The 19,075-nt window shown below is 31.5% G+C and carries 18 protein-coding genes and 1 other annotated feature; of the genes, 16 read left to right on the top strand and 2 right to left on the bottom strand.

The genetic code is table 11. The annotated features are described in order from the left end of the window. Positions 1-10 precede the first annotated feature (10 nt). The 3 genes from G9F74_RS12510 to G9F74_RS12500 all read left to right on the top strand — a co-directional run bounded on the left by G9F74_RS12510 (position 11) and on the right by G9F74_RS12500 (position 2,747). The gene (locus G9F74_RS12510; protein ID WP_016108520.1) at positions 11-1,711 is read left to right on the top strand and encodes an ABC transporter ATP-binding protein; all 1,701 of its coding nucleotides are present in this window, start codon (positions 11-13) and stop codon (positions 1,709-1,711) included. After that, entirely contained in the window at positions 1,704-2,504 is an 801-nt protein-coding gene (locus G9F74_RS12505) for an energy-coupling factor transporter transmembrane component T family protein (RefSeq protein ID WP_000552028.1), read from the top strand. Before G9F74_RS12510 ends, G9F74_RS12505 begins: the two co-directional genes overlap by 8 nt. A gap of 135 nt (positions 2,505-2,639) precedes the next feature. Next, positions 2,640-2,747, top strand: coding sequence for a YjcZ family sporulation protein (locus tag G9F74_RS12500; RefSeq protein WP_000120182.1), 108 nt, complete (start codon positions 2,640-2,642; stop codon positions 2,745-2,747). 99 nt (positions 2,748-2,846) lie between these two features. On the opposite strand, the gene G9F74_RS12495 is transcribed toward G9F74_RS12500, so the two are convergent. Continuing rightward, positions 2,847-4,148, bottom strand: a complete 1,302-nt coding sequence (locus tag G9F74_RS12495) for a sensor histidine kinase (protein WP_016108521.1) — start codon at positions 4,146-4,148, stop codon at positions 2,847-2,849. A 41-nt stretch (positions 4,149-4,189) separates the two neighbouring features. Further along, positions 4,190-5,071 carry a serine/threonine-protein kinase gene (locus tag G9F74_RS12490; RefSeq protein WP_016108522.1) on the bottom strand — a complete coding sequence of 294 codons (882 nt, stop codon included), beginning with the start codon at positions 5,069-5,071 and terminating at the stop codon, positions 4,190-4,192. 127 nt (positions 5,072-5,198) lie between these two features. Between G9F74_RS12490 and G9F74_RS12485 the strand changes: the two genes are divergently transcribed. The 13 genes from G9F74_RS12485 to G9F74_RS12425 all read left to right on the top strand — a co-directional run bounded on the left by G9F74_RS12485 (position 5,199) and on the right by G9F74_RS12425 (position 18,655). Beyond that, positions 5,199-5,705, top strand: coding sequence for a GrpB family protein (locus G9F74_RS12485; RefSeq protein WP_000372152.1), 507 nt, complete (start codon positions 5,199-5,201; stop codon positions 5,703-5,705). 189 nt (positions 5,706-5,894) lie between these two features. After that, positions 5,895-6,884, top strand: coding sequence for a zinc-binding dehydrogenase (locus G9F74_RS12480; protein ID WP_016108523.1), 990 nt, complete (start codon positions 5,895-5,897; stop codon positions 6,882-6,884). A 263-nt stretch (positions 6,885-7,147) separates the two neighbouring features. Beyond that, on the top strand, positions 7,148-7,747 hold the full coding sequence (locus tag G9F74_RS12475; protein WP_001110145.1) for an undecaprenyl-diphosphatase: 600 nt from the start codon (positions 7,148-7,150) through the stop codon (positions 7,745-7,747). 736 nt (positions 7,748-8,483) lie between these two features. After that, complete coding sequence (locus G9F74_RS12470; RefSeq protein WP_016108524.1) at positions 8,484-10,622, top strand: penicillin-binding protein; 2,139 nt, start codon at positions 8,484-8,486, stop codon at positions 10,620-10,622. A gap of 176 nt (positions 10,623-10,798) precedes the next feature. Further along, positions 10,799-11,056: a binding site (T-box leader), on the top strand. Positions 11,057-11,121: 65 nt separating this feature from the next. Continuing rightward, positions 11,122-12,360 carry an MFS transporter gene (locus G9F74_RS12465; protein WP_016108525.1) on the top strand — a complete coding sequence of 413 codons (1,239 nt, stop codon included), beginning with the start codon at positions 11,122-11,124 and terminating at the stop codon, positions 12,358-12,360. A gap of 110 nt (positions 12,361-12,470) precedes the next feature. After that, complete coding sequence (locus G9F74_RS12460) at positions 12,471-13,496, top strand: serine hydrolase domain-containing protein (RefSeq protein WP_000598073.1); 1,026 nt, start codon at positions 12,471-12,473, stop codon at positions 13,494-13,496. 155 nt (positions 13,497-13,651) lie between these two features. Continuing rightward, positions 13,652-14,272, top strand: coding sequence for a VanZ family protein (locus tag G9F74_RS12455; RefSeq protein ID WP_000275660.1), 621 nt, complete (start codon positions 13,652-13,654; stop codon positions 14,270-14,272). Between the two features lie 207 nt (positions 14,273-14,479). Next, positions 14,480-14,935 carry a CcdC protein domain-containing protein gene (locus tag G9F74_RS12450; protein WP_016108526.1) on the top strand — a complete coding sequence of 152 codons (456 nt, stop codon included), beginning with the start codon at positions 14,480-14,482 and terminating at the stop codon, positions 14,933-14,935. Between the two features lie 79 nt (positions 14,936-15,014). Then, complete coding sequence (locus G9F74_RS12445) at positions 15,015-15,521, top strand: DUF3189 family protein (protein ID WP_016108527.1); 507 nt, start codon at positions 15,015-15,017, stop codon at positions 15,519-15,521. 199 nt (positions 15,522-15,720) lie between these two features. After that, on the top strand, positions 15,721-16,527 hold the full coding sequence (locus G9F74_RS12440; protein WP_016108528.1) for a DegV family protein: 807 nt from the start codon (positions 15,721-15,723) through the stop codon (positions 16,525-16,527). Positions 16,528-16,769: 242 nt separating this feature from the next. Continuing rightward, positions 16,770-17,243 carry a helix-turn-helix transcriptional regulator gene (locus G9F74_RS12435; RefSeq protein WP_001030625.1) on the top strand — a complete coding sequence of 158 codons (474 nt, stop codon included), beginning with the start codon at positions 16,770-16,772 and terminating at the stop codon, positions 17,241-17,243. Between the two features lie 38 nt (positions 17,244-17,281). Further along, a complete protein-coding gene (locus G9F74_RS12430) occupies positions 17,282-17,662 on the top strand; it encodes a hypothetical protein (protein WP_000584988.1) in 381 nt (126 codons plus the stop codon). Positions 17,663-18,229: 567 nt separating this feature from the next. Continuing rightward, entirely contained in the window at positions 18,230-18,655 is a 426-nt protein-coding gene (locus G9F74_RS12425) for an ester cyclase (protein ID WP_000801762.1), read from the top strand. Positions 18,656-19,075: the final 420 nt, after the last annotated feature.

The following is a 19,075-nucleotide window of genomic DNA, read 5'->3' as shown; positions in this document are numbered from 1 at the left end:
GGATGTTAACATGCAACCAATTATTTCGTTTGAAGAATTCAGCTTTCAATATAAGCATGCTGCGCAGCCTACTTTGAAAGATATTACATTTCATATCAACCCTGGAGAAAAAGTACTAATTGCTGGACGAAGCGGTTCTGGGAAGTCGACATTAGCTCATTGTATTAATGGGCTAATCCCATTTTCGTATGAAGGGATTAGTACTGGTAACGTATTAATTGCTGGTAAAGACCCGAGGAAAGGCAGTATTTTTGAACAGAGTAAGCATGTAGGAACAATATTACAAGATCAAGATGCTCAGTTTATTGGCCTTACAGTAGAAGAAGATGTCGCTTTTTATTTAGAAAATGAATGTGTAAATCAAGATGATATGAAAAAGAGTGTTGCAGACTCATTAACAAAGGTAAAGATGCATACTTTTCGTAAACAAAGTCCGCATGAATTATCAGGAGGACAAAAACAAACGGTTTCTCTTGCAGGTCTCTTAACAACAAATGCGGATATATTATTGTTCGATGAACCTTTAGCAAACTTAGATCCGCTAAGCGCCATACATACGATAGAACTTATGAAAGATATACATGCACAAACTAATAAAACAATTGTAATTATTGAACATCGAATAGAAGAAATATTAAAATTGGATTTAGATAAAATGATTTTAATTGATGAAGGTAAAGTCATTACGGTAGGGACTCCGGAAGAAATATTAGCATCAAATATATTGCCTCGTATTGGCTTAAGGGAGCCGATTTATATTGAAGCATTAAAGAGATTACATTTTGATAGTAATAATGCCGTAATATATCCACTGGAAAAAATTCAAAAGGAAAAAATTAGTGGCGTTTTAAAAGAATGGATGCAGAAGCAAGTTTTTTTAAAAGATGCTACTAAAAATAAAGAATTATTAAGAGTAGAGAATTTATCATTTTCCTATCCTAATAGACAAAGAGTATTGGAAAATATAAACTTTTCGATAAGTAAAGGAGAACTTATCGCTCTTTTAGGACACAATGGAGCTGGAAAATCAACATTAGCTCACAGTCTTATTGGTATAAATAAAACAAGTAATGCAGGGATTTTATTAGATGGAGAAAATATTAGTTCTTGGTCTATTCGTAAGCGTGGGGAGATGATCTCTTATGTGATGCAAAATCCAAATCATATGATTACACAACCTACTGTTTTAGAAGAGGTTTCATTCACATTAAAATTAAAAAAGTTTCCTAAGGAAGAAGTTAACTATAGAGCTGAAGAATCATTAAAAATCTGTGGTTTATATCCATTTCGTAATTGGCCAATTCAGGCATTAAGCTATGGGCAGAAAAAGAGATTAACTATCGCATCTGTATTAACAACAAATCCTAAACTTATCATATTAGATGAACCGACGGCTGGACAAGATTATTATCATTATAAACAGTTTATGTCATTTATTAGAAACCTGGCTAAAAAGGGAATATCCTTTATTTTTATAACACACGATATGAATCTAGCATTAGAATATGCAGACCGAGCGGTAGTTCTACATGAGGGAGAAATCATTGCGGATAATACTGCAACTACTGTATTAGGACATAAAGAAACGTTACAAAGAGCCAATCTAAGAGAGAGTTCTTTATTCGAGCTTGTTACATTTAGTGAAATTTCATGTCCAGAAAAGTTTATGGAACTTTATTGCAATGTTAGTAGGAGGGAGGAAAATGCATAATACATATTTTCGTCGTATGGATGGGGCTGTGAAATTAGTTTTGTTTATATTTTGTATGACGCTTACTTTTATGTTTTTTGATTTTCGCATATTACTAATTTTATTTATGTTTGGATGTATCGGACTCTTACTTGCTAAAATTCCACTTCGTAAAATTTTACTTATTTTTACTGTTATATTTACATTTAGTTTATTAAACACTGTTATGATTTTATTAATTACACCGACTCATGGATCTGAATTAACTGGATCGTATACTTCGTTTTTACATATTGGTTATGCAACAATTACATATGAAACATTATTTTATGCAGTTACACTTTCATTAAAATATTTTACGTTGTTACCATTTACACTTATCTTTATTTACACGACAGATCCAAGTGAATTTGTAAGTGGCTTAAGTAAACTTGGTATTCATTATAAGATTACATATGCAATAAATATTGCACTACGTTATATACCTGATATTCAGTCCGAATATAAAATTATTAAACATGCGCAAGAAGCGAGAGGAGTAGCTTTTGAAAAAGGGGAAGCGAGCTTATGGATTCGTATGAAAAACCGTATTTTAATTTTCTGGCCGCTAATCATTCATTCTCTAGAAAGAATCGATACCGTTTCAAATGCAATGGATTTAAGAGGGTTTGGAAAGAAGGATAAACGTACGTGGTTCTATACAAGTAAAGCGGAAAGTGGTGATTTCATTGCTTTATTTACAGGTGTTTTTATTTTAATGGTTGCAGTATATTTAAAATTAAATGTATTTCAAAACTTTTGGTATCCATTTTAAAGCACTCGTAATCGAGTGCTTTTACTTATTTTTAAGTAGACATGCTCAAAAAAGGGATATATACATAATGTATAATACGAACCAGTTAAAACGATCAACTACCTATTAGTTTTCAAACCAAAAGGAGGAAAAAATATGAGTTACGGTGGTTCTTGTGGTTTTGGTGGAGGTTTCGCTTTATTAGTTGTGTTATTCATTTTATTAATAATTGTAGGATGCAGCTGTTGGGGTGGAGGATACTAATTTTTAATTAGTCTTCACAAATGTAAACTTAAAAAACATAGAAGATACTTATGTATCGAGACAAAGAAAAAAGGAGCTATTATGCTCCTTTTTTCTTTGTTATATATTTTTATCTTTTGGGAATGTAATCGTTAAAGCCGTTCCTTTACTAACGGTACTTTGGATTTTTAAATTACCATGCATCGTTTCAATAATTTTAACAGCAACCATCGTACCTAAACCAGTACCTTTTGATTTTGTACTAAAATAAGGTTCGCCAAACCTGTTAATTTGCTCTTGTGACATTCCAATTCCGCTATCTTCAATTCGTATTATAACTTTATTATTGCTTATAGTGGAGGATATATTTAAGGTACCACCATTAGGCATTGCTTCAATACTATTTTTTATTAAGTTTAAAAAACATTGTTGAAAGTGCTGTTTATTACCAACAATAGTTGCCTTTGAGAAATCTTTTGTAATATGTATCGTATTCATATTACATAATGGCAATATCATATTAATAGCTCGATTTAACTCTTGGTCTATTGAAATATGATCTAGTTTTTCTGGTGCTGGTTTAGCAAACGTTAAATAGTCATCAATAATCTCTTGCGCACGATTTAATTCTTCAAGTATATGTTCAATGTATTCGTCCCTTGATTCAGGAGATAAATTTGGTGTTTTTAAAAGTTGTGTAAATCCCTTTACGACAGTTAAGGGATTTCTTACTTCGTGCGATATACTAGCAGCAAGTTGACTAACGATCTCCATCTTTTCCATTTTAATTAATTTTGAGCGCATAAATACTGCATCTTTTAAAACTTCATTAAAATAAACAATAAATAACATTAAAGTAGTCGGTAATAATATGAAATAAATAATATATAAATTATTTACTTCAAATTCTGATAATGTTAGTACAATCACAGTTGTAAATATTGCTAGGAAAAAAGTTAAAAACATAGCAAAAGCTACTTTAACCTTTCTATTGTATGTATTAAATTTTGTAGATGCGAATGCTGTTATGATGAACATTGTGCCATAAACAATAACTGTTAACATGTTAAATCCATAAAATAAAACTCTTGTAATTAATAAAATAGTAAACAATATAATGCCGACAGGGAATCCACCATAAAGTGTACCTATTATTACTGGGATTTGTCTTAAATCATGAATACAACTTTCATCCATATAGATAGGGTATCTCATACATAAAATAAGTGGGATACTCGTACAAAGAATAATAAGCAGTCTTTTATATTTCTTCAAATAGCGCCTGTTATCATATATAAAATAAAAAATAAATATACTACTTAAAATGTAAAGAAGATTATTTAATACATTTTGATTAATATAAACAAAGTCCATAATATTAGCCTCGTCATTCTGAATTTCCATTTCATATGTATTATACATGATAAAAGTATAAACTCTATATTTGTTTTAAAAATATAAGCTTATATCATTTTAGCACTAGATACTTTTAACCATGCTTCATAAAATTCTTTTACTGATGTATACCGTTCTGCACGGTTTTCATTCACAGCACGAGAGGCAACCTCATATAATTCTTTACTTGCATCCCATTTTATAAAGGAACGATCTTTTTCACCACCTAAAAGTGCGAAAGCTACCGCGCCCATATTAAATACATTTGTTTTTTCATCAATTATAGCGTTTAGCTCAAATTCTTCAGGAGACATAAAACGAGAGGAACCCCATAGTCTTCCCATTTTATTTATGTATGGTTTTTTAGAGTATAAATCAATATCACAAATCTTCGTCTCATTTGTACTAAAATTATGTAAAATACTACCGTCATAAAAATCTATAGCTACATAGTTTTTCTGTTCTACATGAGCATGGAAAGAAAAAATCGCATTCAATGAATAAATTCGTTCCACAACAGTTAAATGTCTAAATTTATAAAATGGAGAGTTTGGATTTTTATATTTCTCAGGAGGTGGGAAACTCCAATGTGGGTGAAGCGATTCCCCATCAAACCAATCAAATATTAAAACATATCCATTATGTACTGGAAAGTGTTCAATTAAAGTTATTAGTGATTCATGTTTTAATTCATCGTAAAGGGAAACCGATTTTATTAATGTTTCAATAGCGGCCTCTGGAGTTCCATTATATGCAATTGTTTGTGCTCCTGCATATTTAATAAATTTCTTATGACCATCCTTTTCTACACCAAAACATATATTACCCGAATCTTGTTGGTCAAAAACGGCAAATACAGTTCCTAATTTCAAAAGCCAATCAAAATTATGATGTTCTTTTAATTGTAATGTTACTTGATTCAACTGAATTTCAACTGGAATATCTTTCATAATGTACCTCGCATTTATTATAATAAAGTTGTATGTTTTAATATTCGACATATTTTGTGAAAATCCTATATTAATAACATGAAATTTTATAAATATAATGATAAAAGCTTTTTAGGAGGCAAATAAAATGGATCAAAAAATTATTATAAAATCCTATCAAAAAGACTGGCATGAAGAATACTTAAAGGAAAGATACAAATTTAATTCTTTATTAGGGGAAGAAATCGTTGCTATTGAACATATAGGAAGCACTGCCGTAGAAGGGTTAGGCGCTAAACCTCTTATTGATATGATGATTGGCGTAACGGATTTACAAATTACCGAAAAGTGGACTCATATCCTTTCGGAAATTGGATATGAGTATGTCCCAAAAGAAACACCAAGTTGGCGGTTTTTCAGAAAGGGGAAATGGAGAGCGGGTACTCATCATTTGCATGTTTATATTTATAATAGCGAGGAATGGAGAAATAATCTTTTGTTTCGAGACTTTCTAAAAAAACATGAATGGGCACGTAAAGAATATAGAGAACTAAAAGAGGGGCTTGCAGCTACATATCCTTTTGATCGTGTGTCGTATACAAATGCAAAAGCGCCATTTATTCGAAATATAATAGAATTGGCTAGAATTAATTAAAGTTAAATTTACAGTTTTTTATCTAAATAGTTTTGACAATAGTACTGATAAATCCTTCTTTTGCTTTTTAAAAGGAAGGATTTTCTGTTTTGTCATAAAAATATACTTTCTTTCTATTTATTGGAGACAGATTGTTTTATTTATTTCGATGTTTCTAGTACATTAAAAATATTAAGGGGGAATGAAACAATGAAAGCAATTATACATCAATATAAAAAAGGCTTAGAGGGGTTAGAATATAAAATTTTATCTGAATTAACTCCTAATGCTGGTGAAGTAAAAGTAAAGTTAAAAGCTACAGGGTTAAATCATAGAGACTTATTTATAATAAATAATAGAAAAGAAATGGATATACCATTAGTAATAGGATCAGATGGATCGGGCATTGTTACAGAAATCGGAGAAGGGGTTTCAAATATTTCACTACATACCGAGGTTATTATTAATCCTAGTATTGGATGGGATAGTATTGCTAATGTGCCAGAGTTACCTGAAGTGTTAGGTGGACCGAAAGATGGAACGTTTGCTGAATATGTAATTGTACCAGCTGAAAATGTAGTGGAAAAGCCGTCATATCTTACTTGGGAAGAATCCGGTGTTCTATCATTATCGGCATTAACTGCATATAGAGCACTTTTTACAAAGGGGAGATTGAAGTGCGGTGAACATGTTTTAATTCCAGGAATAAGCGGTGGTGTGGCAACCTTTTCCATGTTATTTGCGAAAGCAATTGGTGCAAAAGTAAGTGTTACTTCAAGGTCAAAGAACAAAAGAGTGATTGCTGAAAAATATGGTGCAGACTGTTCTTTTAATAGTTCTGGAAATTGGGAAGAGAGCTTGCAAGGAGAAAAAGTAGATTTAATTATAGATAGTATTGGTCCTGCGACGTTCTTAAAATATTTTGATGTATTAAAACCAAATGGAAGAATTGTTAATTTTGGTGCAAGCTCAGGAGATAAAATTGAATTGCCATTACGTGCATTATTTTATAATCAAATCGATATTATGGGAACATCTATGGGAAGCCGTGAGGAATTTAATGAAATGATTCAGTTTATAAAAAAACATAAAATTAAACCAATTATGGATAAAAGTTTTTCGTTAGAAGAAGCAGTTCAGGCATTAAATCGTATGGAACAAGGCGAACAATTTGGTAATATCGCTCTACGTATGGAATAAAAATATGATTTAACAACTAATATTTTTATATCAATATGGTATGTATTTTATGTATGTATAGATTTTTAATTTTGTTATTTAGAAAGGTTTTTTAACATTATATATTTTTAACGCATGTAAATAGTTACATAATTGTAAAATGAAAAATAGTAAAAACAAATAAAGTGAAAATCCAAATGTGACTAAATGTTGTATACTGTGTAAATCAAGTAAACTCGTATCTTTATTTTAAGAACGATGAGAAAAGTTAAGGAGAGAGTAACGTGAATTACACAGTATTTCAATGGATAAACAATTTAGCCGGTACATCTACACTATTAGATAAGGTAATGATTGTTATTACAAATAGCGCTGCATATGTGGCGATTCTATTTATGTTTATCTTATGGTTTCATAATGGAAAAAAAGAGAAAGCGATAAGAAAACAATACACAGTGTTATATACGACACTTTCTGTAATGATTGCATTATTAGTAAATGTTTTCATTCATGCGGTATATTACCATCCGCGTCCGTTTATATCACATGATGTGCATCAATTAGTACCACATGCAGAAAATTCATCATTCGTTAGCGATCATTCTGTACTTGTATTTTCGATTGCGTTCGTCTTTATGATTAGAGGAGAAAAACTTAAATATATAGCGCTTATTTGGGCGGTATTAGTTGGCATATCACGTTTGTATGTAGGTGTTCATTTCCCGTTAGATGTAATTGGTGCCGCTGTAATAACAATTATAACAAGCAGCTTGTTGTTGCAGAATAAACGAATATTTGAACCAATCGCAAAAATCGTTTTCAAAATGTATGCGTTGGTAGCAAAACGAATTCCTTTTTTAGCAAAATATAACCATATAGCTTAGGGTTAAAATCTACTATTTATAAGTTTGGTTTAAAAAAGTTCCCACCTTGGATATCCATAGGGGGAACTTTTTTTATTGAATAAAAGAATGGTATTGGAAATGAAATGTAGAAAGAACTGATGATTGTCAACAAGTAGTTAGAGTAAATAATGTAGGAAATATGAGTACAGTAAGGGGTGTAATAATAACATTATTATCGGTAATCTCAAATTTTTTTATTTAGGAGAGCTTTACATTATATATTATAACAGCCAGGTTACGAAAAATAGTTAAAAAGTTACGGTATCGATAATATAAGGACTACACCTACAACAGTCACGGCTATAATTTTAATTACTTCGCTCTTTACTTCCTTCTCCAAAACAATACCTCCCGACGCGTTTAAAAATCTATTGTAATAATACTATCATTAGACAACCTTATTTTTCCAATTAGAATATTCATGTTAAACACTTGAAGAAATTACTTATCTATATAGCAAATAAATGTTTTTAGTCTCTCTTTACACGATAAAGGAAAGCTAACTTTAAAAAATGTATTTTTATTTGAATATTCATTAATTTCACATACCGTAATATAAATGAATAAAATTAAACCCAAAATAATAATAGTTGGTTTTGTTTTAAAGGAATTAAACAGAAAACTTCGAAACATATAGTATCGAAAATAAAAACAAAAACTACATATTTTAAAGTGCATCTTCGCAGAAATCAATTACAAATGAAAGGAGATAAGTATGCATAAACTTCAAACGAATAAAGGTGCTCGATATATGATGATTGCTTTTATTGTTTTGTTTCTTACTATGCTTTTGCGTATATTCTATATACAAGCAGTAGGAGTCGTGCATAATGTGGATGTAAAAGATCTCGCGAATGAACAACATAATAAAAATGGAGTATTAGAAGCAAACCGTGGCACAATTTATGACCAAACTGGAAAGGTACTAGTACAAGATTCCGCAACGTATCGAGTTGTTGTGAATTTAAAAGGAAAAGATAAAGTGAAAAATAGTGATGAAACGGCACAACAATTAGCTGATGTACTTGAAATTGATAAAGAGGAAGTAATAAAAAATTTTCATGAAGGACGCACACAAGTTGAAATTGGAAAAATTGGTCGAAATTTATCTAGAGAAACGAAGGAGAAAATTAGGAAATTAAAAATACCGGGTGTATCTTTTATGCCTGAAAAAGCAAGAGTGTATCCAAATGAAGATTTTGCATCCTATATACTTGGTTTTGCTAGACCAGATGATAAAGGAAATACGGAAGGGAAATTTGGACTTGAAAAAAGTTTGGATAAATATTTGCGCTCTACGAACGGGAATATAGAATATGTAGGAACACGAAGAGGTATCCCACTTACAAATGACATAGGTAAAGTAGAACCTGCTAAACATGGAAATAACGTATATCTTACGCTTGATAAGCAAATTAATAGTTTTTTAGAAGAAGCGATGAACAAAGCACAACAACACTATGATCCTTCTATGTTAATAGGAATTATTGCAGATCCAAAAACTGGTAAGGTTTTAGCGATGTCTAGTAAGCCTAGCTATAATCCTAATAAAGGCGATATCGAATACTTTTTAAATGATCCAATTGCAAACGCATATGAACCAGGTTCAACAATGAAAGTGTTTACGTTAGCTGCTGCTATTAATGAAGGTGTATATAACGGGAAAGAATATTTTCAATCAGGAAAATATTCGGTTGGTTCAACAGATATAAAGGATCATAATGGTGGATTTGGATGGGGCTCAATTACATTTGATGAAGGCTTTGAAAGATCGTCAAATGTAGCTTTTTCTATTTTAGAAGATCAGTTATTAAAACCGAATAAATTTAAGCAATATATGAATAAATTTGGTTTCAATCAAAAAACAGGAATAGATTTACCCGGAGAAAGTAAAAATACATTATTATTAAACACACAAATCCAACAAGTTACAACTTCTTTCGGGCAAGGTTCCACTGTCACTCCTATTCAATTAATACAAGCCGCTACGGCAATAGCAAATGACGGGAAAATGATGCAACCATATATCGTTGATAAAGTTGTAAATCCAACAAACAAACAAGTTATTATGGAAAATCAACCGAAAGAAATTGGGAATCCGATAAAAAAAGAAACAGCGGACAAGGTAAGAAGCTTAATGGAGCGCGTTATTACGTCTTCAAAAGGAACTGGTACAATGTATAAAGTGGATGGTTATCCAATTGGGGGTAAGACAGGAACAGCCCAAATTCCGAACCCTGAAAATGGACGATATATGGAAGGGAAAGAAAATTATATTTTTTCATTTTTAGGAATGGCTCCAATTGATGACCCAGAGTTAATCGTATACTTAGCTATTAAGCAGCCAAAATTAAAGGGAGACGAGTATGGAGCTCAGCCTCTTGCTGAAATATTTAAACCAGTTATAAAAAATAGTTTAGAATATTTAAAGGTGAAACCATATACAGAAAAACAAATTGTCGATGCAACGAAGCAATCTCAATTAAAAGTACAAAGTTATGTGAATCAATCCATGGGGACAGTAGAAAAAAGTGCAGAAAAAGAGAAGCTACAGCCGGTTATTTTAGGAGAAGGAAAAATAATAAAACAATACCCACAATCTGGTGAGGTAATTAGTGAAGGAGATCGTATATTTCTATTAGGAAATAACGCAAAAATGCCAAATATAAAAGGTTGGTCCATGCGTGATGTTATGTATTTCTCTAAGCTTTTGAAATTAGATTTAAAAACTTCAGGGACGGGTTATGTAACAAATCAAAGTATTGAAAAAGGGAAAGATTTACAAGAAGGTGATACGTTAAAACTAGAATTAGAACCACCGCTACAACCGTTAGTAGAGGCAAATACGAATTAATTTGGACATTGTGAAGGGCCTATATATAAGAGGCTCTTTTTTTAGAGATTCTAGTAATTTCACGCACCGTAATTTTTAGAAAAAATAATAAATAAGACTGTTAACATTGGCATAACTTGAAATATGTAATTATTTATTATTTACAGTTAAATATATATGTGATAATATAGAAAAAATCAAATGCAGTGAAGAGAAGAGTAAATAAAATGAATTTTTCACAGAGAGCTCCATAAAGCTGAAAAGGAGCAAAAATTCTTTATTGAACCAAGCCTCTGAGCAGTACATCGGAATCTTTTATAAGAGGATGGTGTGACGGGAGCTCCCGTTATAGAGCTACGGTATAAGCATGAAAACAATGCAGTACCTGATAAGTTTAATATGGCGACATATTAATAAACTAGGGTGGCACCGCGATGATAAATCTCGTCCCTAAGACTATAAGTCTTGGGGGGGGGATTTTTTTATTGTTTTAAAACAATATGGAAAGCGGGGACCTAAAGTGAAAAAAATACTTAAAGATTGGAAATATCCTTTATTACTACTGTCCGGAGTTGGTATTGCGAATTTAGGTGCATGGATTTACTTAATAGCACTGAATGTACTTGTCTATAATATGGGTGGCTCAGCCTTAGCTGTTGCTACTTTATATGTAATTAAGCCACTAGCCGCTTTATTTACAAACGCTTGGTCAGGAAGTATGATTGATCGTTTAAATAAACGAAAATTAATGATACACCTTGATATATATCGTGCAATATGTATTGCTATGTTACCTGTACTTCCATCACTTTGGATTGTGTATGTATTCGTATTCTTTATAAGTATGGCCAGCGCGATTTATGAGCCGACTACTATGACGTATATGACGAAATTAATTCCAGTAGAGCAAAGACAACGTTTCAATTCACTACGTAGCTTAATATCATCTGGTGCATTTTTAATTGGTCCGGCGGTAGCGGGAGCTTTATTAATAGTGAGTACACCAGAGTTTACTATATATATGAATACTATAGCATTTCTCTTATCAGGATTAATTACACTACTTTTACCTAATCTTGATAAAAAAGAAGATTCTCATTCACCTAGTAATACAATATCTATTTCACTATTAAAAAAAGATTGGAACACTGTTATAAATTTTAGTAAAAAACATGTGTATGTCGTATGTGTGTACTTCTTATTCCAAGGAATGATGGTACTAACTACCGCAACTGATTCACTTGAATTATCATTTGCGAAAGAAATTTTATTGTTAACAGATAGTGAGTATGGCTTTTTAGTAAGTATTGGTGGAGCGGGCTGTATTTTAGGCGCCATAACAAATACAATTTTATCAAAAAGATTAGCACCTTCATTTCTAATTGGGATAGGATCATTATTCATCGCACTCGGATATTTAATCTACGCTTTTTCAAGTGGATTTTTAATAGCTGCTACCGGATTTCTTATTTTATCTTTCTCTATGGCATATGCAAATACAGGGTATTATACATTTTACCAAAATAACGTTCCTGTTCATATGATGGGACGGATTGGGAGTATATATGGGCTCTTTATTGCAGTAGTAACAATTTTTATTACAATATTGTCCGCTGTTGCAACGCAATTCATTTCTATACAACTTGTAGTCATTGTAGGAACATTAGGAATGCTGTTTATAACTATCGTATTGTGTGTATTTACTTTATTACCATCACAATTTAAGTGGGGTTCCGATGAATCAATAAATTCGAAATGAATTTTGTGTTCTTATTAATAATTTATCGTATTCAATTAAAGGGTTCTTTCCCCTTTATATGGAAAAATAATAAGGGGAAAGAACAATAAGGAAAGACAAGGGTGGTTGTCGTGATAAAAACAAAAGGGGAAATAGACAAAATTGTAAAAGAGATGTATCGGAATATAGATTTCTCTGGGGTAGTTTTAGTGAAAAAAGAAAAAAACTTAATCTATGAAGAGGCGTTTGGTTACGCAAATAGAAGTGAATGTATAAACAATACACTACAAACAAAATTCGGAATTGCTTCAGGATGTAAATTATTCACTGCAATCGGCATCTGTCAACTTGTTGAAAAAGGTGTAATTACTTTTCATACAAAGTTAAAAGATTGTCTACATATTAAATTTCCAAACTTCAATGATGATATTACAATACACCAACTTTTAACACATAGTTCTGGTATTCCAGATTATTTTGACGAAAGTATAATGGATAACTTTGAGGATCTTTGGAAGCAAACACCTATGTACCTTTTAAAAAGTTTAAAAGACTTTTTACCATTATTTCAAAACAATAATATGATGTTTGCACCAGGAAGTAAGTTTCACTACAACAATGCAGGCTTTATCTTACTTGGATTAATAATAGAAGAGCAAACAGGACTTGAGTTTGCGGAATATATAGAGCAAAAAATATTGAATCCAATTGGCATGAATGATTCCGGCTATTTCTCTTTAGATACATTACCAAAGCACACCGCTCTTGGATATATAAAAGATGTAAATAGCCAAAAATGGAGAACAAATGCATATTCCATACCGATAAAAGGTGGTTCTGATGGCGGTGCTTATATTACCGCACCAGACATGCTTAAGTTCTGGGAAGCATTATTTAACTATGAAATATTAAGCCAAGAATATACTAATTTACTTTTAACTCCTCACATTCAAGTAAATAATAATCAGTTTTACGGCTATGGAATATGGATTGAAACAAGACAAAATAATATTTTTAAATATCATATAATGGGCTATGATCCAGGTGTTAGTTTTCGCTCGGCTGTTTATCCAGACTTAGGAATTACATTAGTTATTCCTTCGAATAAAGGAGCAGGACCTGAAAAATTAATGAAAGAACTAGAAAAATATTTTTGAAAAAGTTAAAAGAGTTCATAATTGCATCTGCCTTGAAATGTACTCTGTATAAGTCTTCATTTTAATTATTAAATGAAGACTTTCTGTAATTGATTAACACTGTTTTATGATTGTATATCGATGTTTATATGTAATATTAAAGAGGCGGGAAAAATTTGTATATATTAAACGGTAGTATGTTTATTGTTTTTGGAGTCATCTCCTATTTAATTGTACGAAGTATTTTAATTGGGATGAAAAATAAAAAACATGTAAATTGGTGGAAAGAATTAATTCGTTTTCTATTCGTAGTATACATTTGTATGGTTGTTGCCGTAACTTTATTTCCTTTACCAATTGGTTTTCCTTCTAGTGCTGAAAATCTTAGTCGTTCAGTTAATATTATTCCCTTTGCATCAATTTTTAAGGATATTGGTCAAATAGGAAGTGCTTATGATGGTGATGTCCTATTTATGATCGGTCTAATCGTAAGAAATGTTGGTGGGAACGTTTTATTATTAATACCTTTAGGTTTTTTAGCACCAATTATATGGGATACATATAAAAAGATTAAAAATACTATTTTATTAGGATTTACCATATCAGTTAGTATTGAATTATTACAACTAATTGAGTCTTTATTTAGTGGATGGGCACGTATTACTGATATTGATGATGTGATCTGTAACGTTCTAGGTTCTATTGTTGGTTATTTTATTTATAAAATCACTTTAAAGCTAGCTGCTACATTTAACATGCAAGTAGTAGATAAAACTAGTTCTAAAGATGTTAAGTAATGATAAAGGTTAAACGAGTTTATGAATGTAATAATAAAGACGTACGAGTAATAAGTATGTCTTTTTATTTTTATAACTAATGAGTAAGATTGATGGGAAATTACATTCCACATTATACACTTTAAAGTAGCTATCGTATTTCAAGTATGGGATGAAAAGAGGCGAATATAATTTTCAAAGGCAAACAAGTATATAGGAGGACTCTTAATGGATATTCTACTTGTTATTCTTATAATTATATTAATGCAAGGTAAGGAATATAAAGTGAATATTAATCGTATTTGGATCATTCCGGCTTTGCTGTGCTTCGTAACAATCCAGTCCATTATTCATATGGGACAATTAAATATATTACAAGTACTACTATTTGTTGCAATGCTCGGTATTGGATTGGGTCTTGGGGTTATTAGGGGAAAAGCATTAACATTTCGATTAGATAGTGAAACAGGTCATGTATTACGAAAGGGAAATTGGTTAAGTACAATTATTCTACTTGTTATTTTAGGTGCAAAAGTTGTGATTAAGCAGAGTATGTTTTCTGGCAGTACGCATCAAACATTAACGATTGTAACGAATGCCTTTTTATGTATCACATTAGGTACTGTAATCAGTAGAAGATATTATATTTGGAAAAAATATAATGATTTAACACAAAAAGCGTAATTTCATTCTTCCCTTGTTTAACAATGCTATGAACGGTAATACTAAATAACATTGAACATTTACAACAAGGGATGATAATATGATATTCATTTACACAGACTTCGGTGGTACACATACAACTTCACTAGCTGCAGCGTATCATTTAAATAAATTACCAACTGATCGGAAGTTAACGAAAGAAGAAATATTAAATGTAGAGTACTTCAATAAATTAAAAACAGAAGATATGGGGAAAATTATTTTTCATGGAATAGACGAAAATGGCAATCCTGTATATACGATTGGATGCGGCGCATCAAAAGTCGTTGTACCTGCGATGAAGCATTTAGGAGAGATTCTACAAAAACATTATGAAAGCCATGAAAAGATTATTTTTTCTAATACATCACCAACAGTGCCTTTACCAATGACTTTTGGTGGTCTGTTTTCTAGGAGGTTTCATATCGATTTTATCGGCGTACCCTTACTCGTATGGGGAGCAAAAATTTGTTGTGATAACATACAAAGGCTTGTCAGTTATACGAAAGAAGCTGGGCGATTGACGAATGATTATGTTGTGATTTTAGATAACGAAACTTTTAAATAATGTATGAGAAAAAGAAAATCGAGCAAATTTCTTGATTTTCTTTTTAATTTGTGAAAAAGACAAGAAATATTCACATTTATCATCTATCTACTATAGCCAAAACAATAAAGTCCTGTTACTATTACAGGGATATTCTCTTTTCATAACATAAATATATAGAAAAATTAGAAAAGAGGAATTGAATTAAGGGAGGAACAACATGAAGCGTGTTGCTTGGATTACTGATAGTACAACTGCGAGTTTTAAAACAGAAGGAGATAACTTTGTTATCCCAATCGAAGTTATTATTGATGGTGTGTCGTACAAAGATTGTGAAGAAGGTGTACGTGAACGTGTTTATAATGCGTTAAACGAAGGTAAGACAGTCACTACATCACAACCTAACATTGGGGAAATGGTAGAGTTATTTACGAAATGCAAAGAAGAATATGAAGAAGGATTTGCAGTTGCTATTAGCGGAAAAGTAAGTGGAACTTATCAAAACATGAAATTAGCTGCAGAAATGGCAGGGTTCCCATTAACGGTATTAGACAGTGAAACGACAAGTTATCCAATGGATGAACTAATTAGAAAAGCGAAATCGTTATACAATGATGGTATGACTTTACAAGATATACACAAAACATTAGTAGATGAAAAAAGAAGACCTTTTCATGTATTTCCAAAGAGCTTAAAAGGTTTGTATGCAAGTGGACGTGTAAAGGGAGTTCAATTTTTACTTGGAAGTTTATTAAGTGTCAACTTAATATTAGAAGTAAAAGGCGGCGAACTTTTACTTGAAAAGAAAGTTCGTAAAATCCAAAAATGTCGAGAATATATTAAAAATGAGCTTGAAAAAGAATTGCCTAAAGTACTTCATATGTTCCATGCTAATGACAAAGATGGAGCTGAAGAATGGATTTCAGATATAAGACAAGCATTCCCTGAAATGGACTTCAAACTATATCCATTACCGATTTCATTTGCTGTTCATGCAGGTGAGGGAACAATAGCAATTAGTTATTAAAGTAAAACCCGTGAATGATTCACGGGTTTTTTATTTAATTAAAATGAAATGGACCCCTGCCAAATCTCCATCGAGCTTAGAAATCGATAATTCCTCAATACCTCATAGAAAACTGTGGAATGCTCTTTTATGGCTTATCCGATTATTTCTTACAAGATTTAGGGAGGATCGAGTTGAAAATGGGATTATTTTAGTGTAAAATTACACTAAATAAAACATTAGTTACTTTTGGAGGAGAGAAAGTGAATAAAGATCATACAATTGAACTCATTTCAACGAAAATAAAGTTAATACGTACTGAAAAAAGATATACGCAAGATAAAATGGCTGAAATTCTCGGGATATCCAAAAAAACGCTTGTTCAAATTGAGAAAGGGAGAACGAATGCAGGCTGGACCAACACCATTGCTATTTGTGCATTGTTTAGAGATAGTGAAGTTTTACAGAATGCTCTTGGGGATGATCCATTAGTAGTAATCGAAACAATGGCCCACAGTAGCACTAGCAATTTCAAAGAAAAAACATTGGGAGGAAAAGTCTGGTGGAAACAGATTCAAGAAAAAGGGAACTTTCGTTTACAACAAAATCTGATTAGTCAGCATTATCGTATTTTAGACAAGCAGGATTACCGTTGGTTTAATTCATTTGATTTAGAAGAAGCGCTAAATCAAATGAATCAATTAGCAACGGATTCAGACAGTCAAATAACCCCTTAAAATTATAGAGAATGCAGAAAAATTGGAGGGAATTACATATGATCATTTTGAGTTTACTTTGGATCTACTATATGCCTTATCTTGTGTTATGCGGATTTTTTGGTGGATTGTATTTAATTATTAATGGGATTAAACATCGTAACTTACTCGTAAGTATACTAGGATTACTTAGCCTTTCCTTTGTCGTACTGCCTTTTATTTTTTGGGGAATGGGGATTTCTGAGAATAAACTTCTTGATATTCCTACAGAATTATACTGGATTCTATTTTCTTTAACTGGGCTTTTAGCTGGAATCATTGGATTACGGTCAAAAATTAAAGGAATACGTAATATGGGATTTATTATTTTTACTAGTGGAATAGTAGGAGACCTTTTTTATGTTTTAATGTCTGTACCTGATTCCATGTATATCAACTAGTTTTTTAAACTTAGCTCATTTTTATTTACTACTACATGGTGACTTAATCCAAAAAAGATAGCACAATAAAGGTAGAGGAAGAATCGCTGTCTTTCTTTATGAATCAGTACATAAAAAGGAGATGCTATAGTACCTATAGCATCTCCTTTTTCACATGAATCATTTCCCTATTAGCTGGATTGCACATAAACGTTTGATTTCATCCAGTACGTAGTAGGTAGCATATCGATAGCTATCTGTAATTTCTACACCCTCTGACTTTAAATGATAAAGGTAATGTTATCACAGTTGTTCCTGCAAGGGAAAAAGAAAAAATAAATAGTGTAGTAAAAACATTCTAGAATAAAGAAGCTTAGGAATATGGGATATAAAATATGGTAAATACGAGTTGTTAGAAATTTTCAAGAATGAACGGAAGAATACAAAGCATAAGCGAGTTTACAATTTTCATGCCAACACTACAAACTTGACATGCTTATTGAGAAAGAGTGAGAATGAGTAATATAACACTTATCTAATACATTCAGGTGATATTAGTATTGGATTTATTTTTAAGGGGGATGTTTAATGAAACCAGAACTAATTGTTAGAAATTTCTTCAAAGAAGTGCGTTCAGGGAATAATCCAGACTTTTCAAATCGATATATGGCAGATAAAGTATTGGCACATCAAGTTATATCTGAAGAGGAACAAACAGTATACAGATCGCCAAAAGATTATGCTGAGCATGTAAGAGAGATGATAGAAGTATATGGAAATTTTTCTTTAGAAATTCAAGAATTATTAGTACAAGATAGTAAAGTATATGTACGCTGGAAGCAAGTAGGTACACACATAGGAGAAATAGATGGATACGAACCTACAGGCCTCCCTATAACTCAAATAGCAAGTGCGGTATATAGAATTGAAAATGGGAAAATTTCAGAGTATTGGATTCAAATTGATAGATCAGGAATTCAAAATCAATTAGAGTACAATAAGAACATTCAATAAATTATCTTTAAGAATAATAGTAAAAAGCACAAAAACAAGATTTTTAAAACGAGTATTTCTATTACATAAAGGATACAAATCAATGCACTTTTTTACTGAAAGATTCATTCAAATTAATAAAAAAAGAGCATGTTTTAATAAAGTGAAACTTTAATCAGTGGGGGTTTTGTTCATCCCCCACTGATTATTAGTTGAACCAATCGGGCTTTTACAGGCAGTTGATCCCCCACCTAACTTCTTTGCTTCCACTGAATTTTGAGGTTGGGGTCTTACTGCCCGTTAATGCGGGATAAATCTTTTAAAATATGCTCTTTTTTATTGTTTCTACGTGTACTGACATCAGCTTAGTGTAACTTTATTATATGGTAACAACAAACATAGACACCTGTTTATGAACCCAAAAAATAGCAATAATTGTTC

Source organism: Bacillus sp. EKM202B, assembly GCF_011066025.1.
GTDB classification, from domain to species: Bacteria; Bacillota; Bacilli; order Bacillales; family Bacillaceae_G; genus Bacillus_A; species Bacillus_A toyonensis.
Note: the sequence above shows the minus strand (reverse complement) of the source record. Positions and strands in the feature narration are given on the sequence as shown.

What these genes read in the sequence shown, in the direction of transcription:
- G9F74_RS12485 (WP_000372152.1), top strand. Translation starts at nt 5,199, where the DNA reads ATGGATCAAAAAATTATTATAAAATCCTATCAAAAAGACTGGCATGAA.
- G9F74_RS12440 (WP_016108528.1), top strand. Translation starts at nt 15,721, where the DNA reads ATGAAGCGTGTTGCTTGGATTACTGATAGTACAACTGCGAGTTTTAAA.
- G9F74_RS12480 (WP_016108523.1), top strand. Translation starts at nt 5,895, where the DNA reads ATGAAAGCAATTATACATCAATATAAAAAAGGCTTAGAGGGGTTAGAA.
- G9F74_RS12450 (WP_016108526.1), top strand. Translation starts at nt 14,480, where the DNA reads ATGGATATTCTACTTGTTATTCTTATAATTATATTAATGCAAGGTAAG.
- G9F74_RS12445 (WP_016108527.1), top strand. Translation starts at nt 15,015, where the DNA reads ATGATATTCATTTACACAGACTTCGGTGGTACACATACAACTTCACTA.
- G9F74_RS12500 (WP_000120182.1), top strand. Translation starts at nt 2,640, where the DNA reads ATGAGTTACGGTGGTTCTTGTGGTTTTGGTGGAGGTTTCGCTTTATTA.
- G9F74_RS12505 (WP_000552028.1), top strand. Translation starts at nt 1,704, where the DNA reads ATGCATAATACATATTTTCGTCGTATGGATGGGGCTGTGAAATTAGTT.
- G9F74_RS12510 (WP_016108520.1), top strand. Translation starts at nt 11, where the DNA reads ATGCAACCAATTATTTCGTTTGAAGAATTCAGCTTTCAATATAAGCAT.
- G9F74_RS12430 (WP_000584988.1), top strand. Translation starts at nt 17,282, where the DNA reads ATGATCATTTTGAGTTTACTTTGGATCTACTATATGCCTTATCTTGTG.
- G9F74_RS12495 (WP_016108521.1), bottom strand. Translation starts at nt 4,148, where the DNA reads ATGTATAATACATATGAAATGGAAATTCAGAATGACGAGGCTAATATT.
- G9F74_RS12490 (WP_016108522.1), bottom strand. Translation starts at nt 5,071, where the DNA reads ATGAAAGATATTCCAGTTGAAATTCAGTTGAATCAAGTAACATTACAA.
- G9F74_RS12470 (WP_016108524.1), top strand. Translation starts at nt 8,484, where the DNA reads ATGCATAAACTTCAAACGAATAAAGGTGCTCGATATATGATGATTGCT.
- G9F74_RS12425 (WP_000801762.1), top strand. Translation starts at nt 18,230, where the DNA reads ATGAAACCAGAACTAATTGTTAGAAATTTCTTCAAAGAAGTGCGTTCA.